12 protein-coding genes are annotated in these 12,178 nt (G+C 63.1%); all 12 read left to right on the forward strand.

The window, feature by feature from the left end; all coding sequences use genetic code 11:
* The first annotated feature begins 8 nt into the window (after positions 1–8).
* Positions 9–1,451, forward strand: a complete 1,443-nt coding sequence (locus ACI2KK_RS10390) for an alginate O-acetyltransferase (protein ID WP_404668864.1) — start codon at positions 9–11, stop codon at positions 1,449–1,451.
* A gap of 8 nt (positions 1,452–1,459) precedes the next feature.
* Positions 1,460–2,563 (forward strand): mannuronate-specific alginate lyase, encoded by a 1,104-nt coding sequence (locus ACI2KK_RS10395; RefSeq protein WP_404668865.1) that lies wholly within the window; start codon positions 1,460–1,462, stop codon positions 2,561–2,563.
* 182 nt (positions 2,564–2,745) lie between these two features.
* Positions 2,746–4,206, forward strand: a complete 1,461-nt coding sequence (locus ACI2KK_RS10400) for an MBOAT family O-acyltransferase (RefSeq protein ID WP_404668866.1) — start codon at positions 2,746–2,748, stop codon at positions 4,204–4,206.
* A gap of 10 nt (positions 4,207–4,216) precedes the next feature.
* On the forward strand, positions 4,217–5,374 hold the full coding sequence (locus ACI2KK_RS10405; protein ID WP_404668867.1) for an alginate O-acetyltransferase: 1,158 nt from the start codon (positions 4,217–4,219) through the stop codon (positions 5,372–5,374).
* A gap of 17 nt (positions 5,375–5,391) precedes the next feature.
* A complete protein-coding gene (locus tag ACI2KK_RS10410; RefSeq protein ID WP_369989819.1) occupies positions 5,392–6,039 on the forward strand; it encodes an alginate O-acetyltransferase AlgF in 648 nt (215 codons plus the stop codon).
* Positions 6,040–6,074: 35 nt separating this feature from the next.
* Positions 6,075–7,529 (forward strand): mannose-1-phosphate guanylyltransferase/mannose-6-phosphate isomerase, encoded by a 1,455-nt coding sequence (locus ACI2KK_RS10415; protein ID WP_404668901.1) that lies wholly within the window; start codon positions 6,075–6,077, stop codon positions 7,527–7,529.
* A gap of 136 nt (positions 7,530–7,665) precedes the next feature.
* Positions 7,666–8,130, forward strand: a complete 465-nt coding sequence (locus ACI2KK_RS10420; protein ID WP_404668868.1) for a multidrug transporter — start codon at positions 7,666–7,668, stop codon at positions 8,128–8,130.
* A gap of 132 nt (positions 8,131–8,262) precedes the next feature.
* Entirely contained in the window at positions 8,263–9,075 is an 813-nt protein-coding gene (locus ACI2KK_RS10425; protein ID WP_404668869.1) for an SDR family oxidoreductase, read from the forward strand.
* Positions 9,076–9,180: 105 nt separating this feature from the next.
* Complete coding sequence (locus tag ACI2KK_RS10430; RefSeq protein ID WP_404668870.1) at positions 9,181–9,693, forward strand: PAAR domain-containing protein; 513 nt, start codon at positions 9,181–9,183, stop codon at positions 9,691–9,693.
* 9 nt (positions 9,694–9,702) lie between these two features.
* The gene (locus ACI2KK_RS10435) at positions 9,703–10,635 is read left to right on the forward strand and encodes a DUF6402 family protein (RefSeq protein ID WP_404668871.1); all 933 of its coding nucleotides are present in this window, start codon (positions 9,703–9,705) and stop codon (positions 10,633–10,635) included.
* The gene (locus ACI2KK_RS10440) at positions 10,635–11,048 is read left to right on the forward strand and encodes a hypothetical protein (protein ID WP_404668872.1); all 414 of its coding nucleotides are present in this window, start codon (positions 10,635–10,637) and stop codon (positions 11,046–11,048) included. Before ACI2KK_RS10435 ends, ACI2KK_RS10440 begins: the two co-directional genes overlap by 1 nt.
* A 163-nt stretch (positions 11,049–11,211) precedes the next feature.
* Positions 11,212–11,625, forward strand: a complete 414-nt coding sequence (locus ACI2KK_RS10445) for a hypothetical protein (protein ID WP_404668873.1) — start codon at positions 11,212–11,214, stop codon at positions 11,623–11,625.
* The last annotated feature ends 553 nt before the right edge of the window (positions 11,626–12,178 follow it).

Here is a 12,178-nt window from a genome sequence, read left to right on the forward strand (position 1 = left end):
CCCAGACCATGACCCCACACCTGATGAAATTGCTGGGCCTGTCCGCTGCCCTCCTGGCCATCAGCCAGGGCGTGCGCGCCGAAGAGGTCGTTGCACCGACCTTCAGCGCCGAGCCTTGCTGCCAGCTGTGCCCCGAAGCCCACGATGCCAGCCGCTACACCACCCGCTACCAGCAGAACTTCACCACCCTGGTGCAAGCCCAGGGCGACTGGCTGTTCCGTACCCGCGAAGACCTGCGCACCGAGTTCGACACCACAGCGCTCGGCTACAAGCGCCTGCAGCAAGTGCACGATGCGTTCAAGAAGCGCGGCGTGGAACTGGTAGTGGTTTACCAGCCGACCCGGGGCCTGGTGAACCGCAACATGCTCAAGCCTGAGGAAAAGGCCGCCTTCAACTATCAAAAGGCCCTGCACAACTACCAGGCCATGCTCGCCCGCTTCAGCAAGATGGGCTACAACGTGCCCGACCTGTCGCCGCTGACCAACGAACAGTTGGCCGCCGCCGACCAGGGCAAGGACTTTTACTTCCGCGGCGACCAGCACTGGACGCCCTATGGCGCCGAGCGCGCGGCAAAAATCGTCGCCGACACCGTGCACAAGATGCCGGCCTTCGAGGGCATTCCGCGCAAGGAATTCGAAACCAAGAAGTCCGGGCGCATGGGCAAGACCGGCACCCTGCACAACGTCGCAGGCCAACTGTGCGGCACCAGCTACGCGGTGCAGTACATGGACCAGTTCGCCACCGAACCCAAGGGCGCCGCTGGCGGCGACGACCTGTTCGGCGATGCCGGCAACGCCCAGATCACCCTGGTGGGCACCAGCCACAGCGGCAAGAACTACAACTTCTCGGGCTTCCTCGAGCAATACATCGGCGCCGACGTGCTCAACGTCGCCTTCCCCGGCGGCGGCCTGGAAGGCTCGATGATCCAGTACCTGGGCAGCGAAGAGTTCCAGAACAACCCGCCGAAGATCCTGGTGTGGGAATTCTCGCCGCTGTACCGCCTCGACCAGGAAACCATCTGGCGGCAGATCCTTGGCCTGCTCGACGACGGCTGCGACGACCGCCCGGCGCAGATGAGCGCCAGCGCCACCCTCAAGCCCGGCACCAACGAGCTGATGGTCAACGGCAAGAACGGCGTGATCAAGGACCTGGTCAACCGCAACCACCAGCTCGACATCAAGTTCGAGGACACCTCGGTGAAGGTGCTGCAGGCCACCCTGTGGTACCTGAACGGCCGCCACGAAGACATCAAAATCGAGAAGCCCGAAACCTCCGACACCGATGGCCGCTTCGTCTTCCAGATGCGCGAAGACGAAGACTGGGCCAGCCAGAACCTGCTGGCGCTGGAGGTGCAAGGGCCGGAAAGCGGCACCCAGAAAGTCGAAGCGAAACTGTGCAAACGCAATAACTTCGCCAGCCCCGCGCAACATACCGCGCAGGCCGGCCAGTGAGGCGACCCATGACATCGTTCAGCCGCAAGACCGCACCCGCCCTGCTCGCCCTCGCCCTGTTCGGCACGGCAGCGCAGGCCGCGCTGGTGCCGCCCCAGGGCTACTACGCCGGTATCGACAAGCTCAAGACCGGCGACGGCAACTTTAGCTGCGAAGCGGCGCCCAAGCCGTACACCGGCTCGCTGCAGTTTCGCAGCAAATACGAGGGCTCCGACAAGGCCCGCGCCACCCTCAACAAAGCCTCGGAAAAGGCCTTCCGCGATTCCACCGCCGACATCACCACCCTTGAGCGTGGCGTCAGCAAGATGGTCGGCCAATACATGCGCGACGGCCGCCCGGCCCAGCTCGACTGCGTGCTCGGCTGGCTGCAGAGCTGGGCCAAGGCCGATGCGCTGGAGTCCACCGACTACAACCACACCGGCAAATCCATGCGCAAATGGGCGCTGGGCAGCATGAGCGGTTCGTGGCTGCGCCTGAAGTTCTCCAACTCCCAGCCGCTGGCCGCGCACCAGGCCCAGGCCGAGCAGATCGAAAAATGGCTGGCGCGCCTGGCCGAGCAAACCGTGCGCGACTGGAGCGACCTGCCGCTCGAGAAGATCAACAACCACAGCTACTGGGCGGCCTGGTCGGTGATGGCCACCGCCGTGGCCACCGACCGGCGTGACCTGTTCGACTGGGCAGTGAAGGAATACAAGGTCGGCGCCAACCAGGTCGACGAGCAGGGCTTCTTGCCCAACGAAGTCAAGCGCAAGCAGCGCGCCCTGGCCTACCACAACTACGCCCTGCCGCCGCTGGCGATGATCGCAAGCTTTGCCCAGGCCAACGGCGTGGACCTGCGCGCCGAGAACAACTTCGCCCTGCAACGCCTGGGTGAAGGCGTGCTGGCCGGCGCCCGCGACCCGATCCAGTTCAGCAAGCGCGCCGGGGTCAAGCAGGACCTGCATGACATGAAAATCGAGAGCAAGTACGCCTGGCTCGAACCCTGGTGCGCGCTGTACCACTGCGTGGGTGACAGCCTTGAGCGCAAGCATGAAATGCAGCCGTTCAACAGCTTCAGGCTGGGCGGCGATGTGACCCGGGTCTACGACCCGAGCGCGGAGATTAAAAAGTAACACCATCCCTGTGGGAGCGGGTTTACCCGCGAAAGGGCCAGGCCTGCCTTCTGCCGTGCCTGTGCCGGCCTCTTCGCGGGTAAACCCGCTCCCACAGAGGTACTAGGTTGCCTTCCGGTTTTGAACTGGGGGGTTTGGGGGGCGCTGTGCCCCGAGTGCTGTGCATAACTAGGAGAACCGGGATGGTCTTCTCGTCCAACGTGTTCCTGTTCCTGTTCCTGCCGGTTTTCCTCGGCTTGTACTACATAAGCGGGAACCGCTACCGCAACCTGCTGCTGCTGGTTGCCAGCTACATCTTCTACGCCTGGTGGCGGGTGGACTTCCTCGCCCTGTTCGCCGGGGTCACCCTGTGGAACTACTGGATCGGCCTGAAAGTGGGCGCCGCCGGGGTACGCACCAAGCCCGCGCAGCGCTGGCTGCTGCTGGGGGTGGGCGTCGACCTGTGCATCCTCGGCTACTTCAAGTACGCCAACTTCGGCGTCGACAGCCTCAACGCGATCATGACCTCCATGGGCCTGGAGCCGTTCATCCTGACCCACGTGCTGCTGCCGATCGGTATCTCGTTCTACATCTTCGAGTCGATCAGCTACATCATCGACGTGTACCGCGGCGACACCCCGGCCACCCGCAACCTGATCGACTTCGCCGCGTTCGTGGCGATCTTCCCGCACCTGATCGCCGGCCCCGTGCTGCGCTTCAAGGACCTGGTCGACCAGTTCAACAACCGCACCCACACCCTGGACAAGTTCTCCGAAGGCTGCACCCGCTTCATGCAGGGTTTCATCAAGAAAGTGTTCATCGCCGACACCCTGGCGGTGGTCGCCGACCACTGCTTCGCCCTGCAGAACCCCACCACCGGTGATGCCTGGCTGGGCGCGCTGGCCTACACCGCGCAGTTGTACTTCGACTTCAGCGGCTACAGCGACATGGCCATCGGCCTGGGCCTGATGATGGGCTTCCGTTTCATGGAGAACTTCAAGCAACCCTACATCAGCCAGTCAATCACCGAGTTCTGGCGCCGTTGGCACATCAGCCTGTCAACCTGGTTGCGCGACTACCTGTACATCACCCTGGGCGGTAACCGCAAAGGCACCTTCAACACCTACCGCAACCTGTTCCTGACCATGCTGCTGGGCGGGCTGTGGCACGGCGCCAACTTCACCTACATCATCTGGGGCGCCTGGCACGGCCTGTGGCTGGCCATCGAGCGCGCGCTGGGCCTGGACACCAACCCGCAGCGCTTCAACCCGGTGAAATGGGCCTTTACCTTCCTGCTGGTAGTGGTCGGCTGGGTGATCTTCCGCGCCGAGAACCTGCACGTGGCCGCACGCATGTACGGCGCCATGTTCAGCTTCGGCGACTGGCAGCTGTCGGAACTCAACCGCGCCCAGCTCACCGGCCTGCAGGTTGCCACCCTGGTGGTCGCCTACCTGACCCTGGCGTTCTTCGGCCTGCGCGACTTCTACCGCAACGCCACCCCGGCACAAGCGCCACGCACCCCGGTGCACATCAATACCGACGGCTCGATCGGCCTGGACTGGACCCGGGTAATGACCCGCGCCCTGGTGCTGCTGCTGTTCGTCGCCTCGGTGCTCAAGCTCTCGGCGCAGAGCTACTCACCGTTCCTGTACTTCCAGTTCTGAGGCCTCGATCATGAACCGGACACTTCGCATCACCTATTCGCTGTCGTTCATGGGCCTGCTGGTGGGCCTGGGCGCCTGGTCGGTCGGCGGGCTGGAAAGCTTCAACCGCACCGAACAGATGACCCTGCTCAACGGCAAGCTGGCCAAGGCCGCCGAAACCCACTACGACGAGCAGTTCCCGATCAAGCGCATCGGCACCAACCTGTGGGCCGCGCTGGACTTCAAGCTGTTCAACGAAGGCCGCCCGGGCGTGGTGCTGGGCCGCGACCAGTGGCTGTTCACCGACGAGGAGTTCAACCCCACCGCCGGTGCCCAGCAACAGATGCAGGACAACCTGGCGCTGGTGCGTGGCGTGCGCGATGCGCTGCAGCGCCAGGGCGTGCAACTGGTGCTGGCGATCGTGCCGGCCAAGGCGCGGCTGTACGCCGAATACATCGGCAAGGAGACCCCGGCCAGCCTGCACGACGACCTGTTCAACCAGTTCCACGCCCAGGTGCGCCAGGCCAACGTGCTGGCCCCCGACCTGCTGGCGCCGCTGGAGCAGGCCAAGGCCCGTGGCCAGGTGTTCCTGCGCACCGATACCCACTGGACGCCGATGGGCGCCGAGGTGGTGGCCCAGGCCGTGGCCGAGGCGGTCAGCCGCCAGCAACTGCTCAGCGGCGAGCCGCAACAGTTCATCACCGAGGCCGGCGCCAGCGCGCCCTACAAGGGCGACCTGACCAACTTCCTGCCGCTGGACCCGCTGTTCAGCAACCTGCTGCCGACCCCGGACAACCTGCAACAGCGCAGCACCCACCCGGTGCAGGCCGAAGGCCAAGGCGGTGACGCGCTGTTCGGCGACAGCCAGATCCCGGTGGCGCTGGTGGGCACCAGCTACAGCGCCAACCCGCACTGGAACTTCCTCGGCGCGCTGCAGCAGGCGCTGCGCAGCGACGTCGCCAACTACGCCGAAGACGGCCATGGCCCGCTGTTGCCGATGCTCAAGTACCTGCAAAGCGATGCCTTCAAAGACGCCCCGCCACAGGTGGTGGTGTGGGAATTCCCCGAACGCTATCTGCCGATGAAAAACGACCTCAGCAGCTTCGACCCGCAGTGGATCGCGCAGCTGAAGAACTCCCGCAAATCCGAAGAAAACCTGGCCTTGTCGTCCAACCGGACGGACCACTGATAGAGAGGAACACGCACATGACTAGCAAAACCAAAATTGCCAAAGCCCTCACCCTCGCGGCCGGCCTGACCCTGGCTTCGATGCAGGCCTTCGCCGGCGCCGACGCCGCCCTGTATGGCCCAAGCGCGCCCAAAGGCTCGACCTTCGTGCGCCTGTACAACGCCGCCAGTGCCCCGACCGCAGCCTCGGTGGGCAACACCCAGATCAAGCAGGTCGGCGCCCAGGCCAGCAGCGACTTCAGCTTCCTGCCAGGGGGTGACTACACAGCCCAGGTGGGCGGCAAGAGCGTGCCGGTGAAGCTGGCCGCCGACAAGTACTACACCCTGGTCAACAACGCAGGCTCCAACCCGCAACTGATCGAAGAGCCGCCGTTCAAGAACAAGCAAAAAGCCCTGGTGCGCGTGCAGAACTTGAGCGACCAGCAACTGACCCTGAAGACCGCCGACGGCAAGACCGAAGTGGTCAAGCCGGTGGCCGCCAAGGGCCGTGGCGAACGTGAAATCAATCCGGTCAAGGTCAACCTTGCCCTGTATGCAGGCGACAAGAAAGTCGGCGACGTCAAACCCGTCGCCCTGGAGCGCGGCGAAGCGGCCGTGCTGTATGTCACCGGTTCCGGCAACAGCCTGTCGCCGGTGTGGGTAACTCGCCCCGTGGCTAGCAACTGATCCCCCTGCCTCTTAAAAACTATTGGAGAAACATGATGATCCCGGTAATTCTTTCTGGTGGTAGCGGTTCGCGTCTGTGGCCTCTGTCGCGCAAGCAGTTCCCCAAGCAGTTCCTGGCACTGACCGGCGAACACACGCTGTTCCAGCAGACCATCGAGCGCCTGGTGTTCGAAGGCATGGACACCCCCATCGTGGTCTGCAACAAGGACCACAAGTTCATCGTCCAGGAGCAGCTGGGCGCCCTGAAACTTGAAACCCAGGCCATCCTCATGGAGCCGTTCGGGCGCAACACCGCCCCTGCGGTGGCGATGACCGCCATGAAGCTGGTCAACGAAGGCCGTGACGAGCTGATGCTGGTGCTGCCGGCCGACCACGTGATCGAGGACCAGAAAGCCCTGCAACGCGCCCTGGCCCTGGCCACCGTGGCCGCCGAGCGTGGCGAGATGGTGCTGTTCGGCGTGCCGGCGACCAAGCCTGAAACCGGCTACGGCTACATCCGCTCCAGCCAGGATGCGCTGCTGCCCGAAGGCGTGGCGCGGGTTGCGCAGTTCGTCGAAAAGCCTGACGAAAAACGCGCCAACGAGTTCGTCCGCGCCGGCGGCTACTTCTGGAACAGCGGCATGTTCCTGTTCCGCGCCAGCCGCTTCCTCGAAGAGCTGAAAAAGCACGACCCGGACATCTACGACACCTGCCTGCTGGCCCTGGAGCGCAGCGACGAAGAAGCCGATGTGCTGAGCATCGACGAAGCCACCTTTGCCTGCTGCCCGGACAACTCCATCGACTACGCGGTGATGGAAAAGACCCAGCGCGCCTGCGTGGTGCCGCTGTCGGCCGGCTGGAGCGACGTGGGCTGCTGGTCGTCGCTGTGGGAAGTGCACGAAAAGGACGACAACGGCAACGTCACCAAGGGCGATGTGGTGGTGCAGGACAGCCACAACTGCATGATCCACGGCAACGGCAAGCTGGTGTCGGTGATCGGCCTTGAGAACATCGTGGTGGTCGAAACCAAGGACGCCATGATGATCGCCCACAAGGACAAGGTTCAGGGGGTCAAGCAACTGGTCAACACCCTCGACGCCCAGGGCCGGACCGAAACCCAGAACCACCTCGAGGTGTACCGCCCGTGGGGCTCGTACGACTCGGTGGACATGGGCGGGCGTTTCCAGGTCAAGCACATCACCGTCAAGCCCGGTGCTGCGCTGTCGCTGCAGATGCACCACCACCGCGCCGAGCACTGGATCGTGGTGTCCGGAACGGCCGAGGTGACCTGCGACGAGAACGTGTTCCTGCTCACCGAGAACCAGTCCACCTACATCCCGATCGCCTCGGTGCACCGCCTGCGCAACCCGGGCAAGATCCCGCTGGAGATCATCGAGGTGCAGTCCGGCAGCTACCTGGGCGAGGATGACATCGAGCGCTTCGAGGATGTGTATGGGCGTACCTCCACGCCGGTGGAGCGTGGGGTTTCAGTGAAGACCATCGCGCAGTAACCGCTTAGGGCCCTATCGCCGGCAAGCCGGCTCCTACAGGGTACTCTGTAGGAGCCGGCTTGCCGGCGATGCTTTTTGAGCCCCACCCTATTTCCCGCTAGGATGATCGAACCCCCGCCACCAAGGCCTGCCCACCATGATCATCGGCGCCCTGCTCATCCTCACCTGGCTGGTCCTGCTGCTGCGCTACCCGGCCAAGGCCCTGCCGATTTCCCTGGCAGCCGTGTGCGGCCTGGGGCTGGTGGCGCTGGGGGTGGTCTGGCAGGACACCCGCGAGGCCTCGCAACTGGCCCGCCTGGACATCCGCCTGAGCTACGCCCCCGACCAGTGCCCCGCCGACCGCGCCCTGCAGGTGCGCATGAAAAACGGCAACAAGGCCCCTCTCACCGAACTGCGCTGGCGCGTGGCGGCCTATGCCCCCGGCGACACGGTGAACCTGGCCGAGAACACCTACAACGCCCCGCGCTACCGAGGCCCCGGCGAATTGCAGCCGGGCCGCGAGTGGAGCGACTGCCTGCCAGTGCCGCCACTGCGCTCGGGGTACCGGCCACAAACCCTGGAGTTTCGTGCCGAGCACCTGCAAGGTACATTCGCCAACTAATGTATTGCCTGTCCCGACCTCTTCGCGGGCAAGCCCGCTCCCACAGGACTGCGCGACCCCTGTAGGAGCGGGCTTGCCCGCGAAGGGGCCAGCACAGCCAACATCAAAAAATCCAGACTACAGGCCCCCTCCATGCCCACCGTCCTCATCACCGGTTGTTCCAGCGGCATCGGCCGCGCCCTGGCCGACGCTTTGCGCGATGCCGGCCACGATGTCTGGGCCACCGCCCGCAAGCAGCAGGATGTCGAACAGTTGAGCGCCGCAGGCTTCACTGCCCGGCAACTGGACGTCAACGATGCCGACGCCCTGACCCGCCTGGCCGAAGAACTGCCGCAACTGGACATGCTCATCAACAACGCCGGCTACGGCGCCATGGGCCCGCTGCTGGACGGCGGCGTCGACGCCATGCGCCAGCAGTTCGAAACCAACGTGTTCGCCGTGGTGGGCGTAACCCGCGCGCTGTTCCCGCTGCTGCGCCGCTCGCGCGGGCTGGTGGTGAACATCGGTAGCGTCTCTGGCGTGCTGGTGACCCCGTTCGCCGGCGCCTACTGCGCCTCCAAGGCCGCCGTGCATGGCCTGTGCGATGCCCTGCGCCTGGAGCTGGCGCCGTTCGGCATCCGCGTGATGGAAGTGCAACCCGGCGCCATCGCCTCGCAGTTCGCCAGCAACGCCCAACAGCAGGCCGAGCAGGTGCTGGCCGCCGATTCGCCGTGGTGGCCGCTGCGCGAACAGGTGCAGGCCCGCGCCCGCGCTTCGCAGGACCGGCCCACCCCGGCAGCGGTGTTCGCCCAGGGGTTGCTGGCCGCCACGCGCAAGTCGCCGGTGCCGGCGCTGGTGCGTATCGGCAATGGCAGCACCGCCCTGCCGCTGATGGCACGGCTGCTGCCGCAGCGCTTGCTCGACTGGGTGCTGCGCAAGCGCTTTGGCTTGTTGCGCCCGCTTTGAGCTGGGTGTGTAAGCCATTCCCTGATATCAAAATGCCTTGACCCAGGTTTACCATGGTTTTATCCGGCCCAAGGGGGGCCGCCCCGACGAAAAGGACTTTCGGCCATGGCAAAGCCTGCAGCCCGCGTCAGTGACACCCACAGTTGCCCGATTCCCGGCCACGCCCCCAACCCGATTGCCGCCGGCTCCGGCGACGTGATCGCCGAGGGCATGCCAGTGGCCACCGTCGGCCACGCCTGCGCCTGCGGCGGCGCGATCACCCAAGGCATGCCCACGGTGTTCGTCAACGGCCAGCCGGTGGCCTACCTTGGCAGCCCCACCAGCCATGGCGGCAGCATCATCAGCGGCGCCGGCACGGTATTGGTCGGCAGCACTGTCACCCCTGCCCCGTTCAGCGGCCTGGCGCCGATGCCCGGGCACTTCAACGAACACTTCGCCCTGCAGTGCGCCGACACCGGCGAACCCCTGGCCGGGCGCGCCTACACCCTGACCACCGCCTCCGGCCGGGTGCTCAAGGGCATCACCGACAGCAAAGGCCGCACCCAGACCATCGGCTCTTCGGAAGCGGAAGCCGTGCACCTGGAATTCGAACCGCAAACGGAAGTGGTACTCGCCTAAGGACCCGGCATGGCTAACGAAACCGCGCAATCCAACCTGAGCCCGAGCAACAACAAGCAGGGCTCGGTGGTGCAGTCACGACAGTTCAAGATCACCGACATTCCCGATGCCATGGACAAGATGGGCTGGCCGGTGTCGGCAAAGCTGATGCGGCACTGGTTCAAGGGGCGGCCTTGGGATACGCCGGATGGGGGGATGGACCACGACGTAAAGAAACATATCGCCTTCGCACCAGACGAGTTTATCGAGGAAAGCATCGTCAAAATGAGCTGGGTAATGAACTATGCCAGGGCACGTGAAAAAATGGCCGTGCTGGAAGCGAACTGGAATAACGCCAACGCACAGATCGAAATCACCGCCGCGATTCTTAAATTCGTCGATGGAAAGCCACCCGGTTCATACCCAATAAAATTCAACGGACTGGCTTCGAAAGCCGAACGCTTTCCCTACTTCAACTCACGCTCGGTTGAGTTCAACCAGACGGGTGATGACGACCTCAATGACCTGCGCGGTGCTTTGGCAAACTTCAACTTGCGGGTGATTGCCGAAGGCAATGTTGCTGTGCTCACCGACAGTATTATCTTTACGGCCAGCACACTCGGTTTCTATGTAGAGGACAGCTATGATTTCGTTGATGATACATTCTGGAGCCAGCCGCTAGGCTTCTGGAACTTTGACGGCATTGCGCCAAGTATCGCCTCCGCAATGGCAACCAATAACGGCATCGATCAAATGTCTTCCGCATCGGCAATGTATTCGATGTCTGGCAATCCACAGGCGGAAGCCCGTTACCGGGAAATTCAGGAAGCCCGATATTTTCTGATCACCAATGGCAGCTTCGCAAAATACCGTAAAATACAGAAAAAAGGCGGAGACTTCCGTGTGTTTTCGGATATCTATTACAAGCCACTGGCGTCTCCCGTCACTATCAAGGTCAAATAATGAAACGTCTCAGTCGCACCCAGAAAGCCGTCGCCCTGATTGCCGGCTTTCTGCTCGTGCTTGTAGCCGAGGCTATTCGGCAGACACAGCTTGAACCTTGGGTCGAGACAATCAGCCCATCAGGAAAATACAGACTCGAAAACGTAAAAGTTGGCGGCCCACTGTTCATTGCCAGTGCCAAGGGCTACCTGCGCGTGGTCAACATCAATGACCCCAAGGAGGCCTATCGGTCGCCACTCTACGATTGGGAATCGGTAGACATGGGTAGCCGTGAGTATGAAGACGGGGTGGGTATTCGATGGCTCACGTTCCACAAAGAAAAGAAAGACTTTGATATCGCGTTGCCTGACTGGCAGGAAAGTTGGCAGAATTTCTTCATCAGCAACACGCCGTACACCGTTTTTCCAAACTGATTGGCTTTTGCCGCTCTGCCAGACCTGGAGCACCGCATGAAGAAAAATCCGGGTCGGCTGCCACACTGGGGAGGGCCGCAATGGCGAGAGCACTGGCAGAACCTGTTCATCGGCAATACGCCGTGCACGGTCTTTCCAAACGGTTAGGCCTATGGACAGGACAATGAAATTACGTAACTCATGGCAATGGAGCATGCTGACAGCCAGTATTTTTTTGCTCCTTCTGATGGAAGTTTTGCGTCAGACACATCAGGTGGCAGATGTCATATCCAACAGTCCATCAGGTGACTTCAGGCTTGAACATGTAGAAGTTGGCGGCCCCTTCTTTTTATTCGGCAGCATGGCTTACTTGCGCGTCGTCAACACCCGGCACCCCAATGAGGTCTATCGCTCACCGCTCTATAACTCCGAGACGGTCGACATGACCAAATTCGAAGACGACAAGACGGTCGGTATCTACTGGGTAACATTCCGCAAGCAGGAAAAGGACTTCGAAATCGCACTGCCTGACTGGCAGGCGCACTGGCAGAACCTCTTCATCAGCAATACGCCCTACACGATCTTCGACAACGACTGAACGTTTGTCGGAACCAGCTTGCTGGCGATCACCGGTAACGCCGGTGCCAGGCTCGCGGGCTGTGTTGTCTGGGCCGGCCTCATCGCCGGCAAGCCGGCTCCTACAGGTATGGTGCAAGCCTGGAAGTGATGCGATCCCTGTGGGAGCGGGCTTGCCCGCGAACACCGGCAACGCCGGTGCCAGGCTCGCGGGCTGTGTTACCTGGGCTGGCCCCATCGCCGGCAAGCCGGCTCCTGCAGGTGCAGCGCAGGCCTGGAGGTGATGCGATCCCTGTAGGAGATCACCCAGCCCTTTGGGCTGCCCTGTCGCGCAAAGAACAGAATTCGCAAGCGCTTGCGTACCCTGTGGGAGCGGGTTTACCCGCGAACACCGGCAACGCCGGTGCCAGGCTAACGGGCTGTGTTGCCTGGGCGGGCCTCATCGCCGGCAAGCCGGCTCCTGCAGGTGCAGCGCAGGGCTGGAGGTGATGCGATCCCTGTAGGAGATCACCCAGCCCTTTGGGCTGCCCTGTCGCGCAAAGAACAGAATTCGCAAGCGCTTGCGTACCCTGTGG

Origin of the sequence: Pseudomonas sp. NPDC089406 (assembly GCF_044900265.1) — a bacterium.
Lineage (GTDB): Bacteria > Pseudomonadota > Gammaproteobacteria > Pseudomonadales > Pseudomonadaceae > Aquipseudomonas > Aquipseudomonas fakonensis.

Excerpts from the sequence above, each read along its gene's own strand:
- ACI2KK_RS10395 (WP_404668865.1), top strand. The coding sequence starts at position 1,460 with ATGACATCGTTCAGCCGCAAGACCGCACCCGCCCTGCTCGCCCTCGCC.
- ACI2KK_RS10420 (WP_404668868.1), top strand. The coding sequence starts at position 7,666 with ATGATCATCGGCGCCCTGCTCATCCTCACCTGGCTGGTCCTGCTGCTG.
- ACI2KK_RS10405 (WP_404668867.1), top strand. The coding sequence starts at position 4,217 with ATGAACCGGACACTTCGCATCACCTATTCGCTGTCGTTCATGGGCCTG.
- ACI2KK_RS10425 (WP_404668869.1), top strand. The coding sequence starts at position 8,263 with ATGCCCACCGTCCTCATCACCGGTTGTTCCAGCGGCATCGGCCGCGCC.
- ACI2KK_RS10390 (WP_404668864.1), top strand. The coding sequence starts at position 9 with ATGACCCCACACCTGATGAAATTGCTGGGCCTGTCCGCTGCCCTCCTG.
- ACI2KK_RS10440 (WP_404668872.1), top strand. The coding sequence starts at position 10,635 with ATGAAACGTCTCAGTCGCACCCAGAAAGCCGTCGCCCTGATTGCCGGC.
- ACI2KK_RS10435 (WP_404668871.1), top strand. The coding sequence starts at position 9,703 with ATGGCTAACGAAACCGCGCAATCCAACCTGAGCCCGAGCAACAACAAG.
- ACI2KK_RS10410 (WP_369989819.1), top strand. The coding sequence starts at position 5,392 with ATGACTAGCAAAACCAAAATTGCCAAAGCCCTCACCCTCGCGGCCGGC.
- ACI2KK_RS10445 (WP_404668873.1), top strand. The coding sequence starts at position 11,212 with ATGAAATTACGTAACTCATGGCAATGGAGCATGCTGACAGCCAGTATT.
- ACI2KK_RS10430 (WP_404668870.1), top strand. The coding sequence starts at position 9,181 with ATGGCAAAGCCTGCAGCCCGCGTCAGTGACACCCACAGTTGCCCGATT.
- ACI2KK_RS10415 (WP_404668901.1), top strand. The coding sequence starts at position 6,075 with ATGATCCCGGTAATTCTTTCTGGTGGTAGCGGTTCGCGTCTGTGGCCT.
- ACI2KK_RS10400 (WP_404668866.1), top strand. The coding sequence starts at position 2,746 with ATGGTCTTCTCGTCCAACGTGTTCCTGTTCCTGTTCCTGCCGGTTTTC.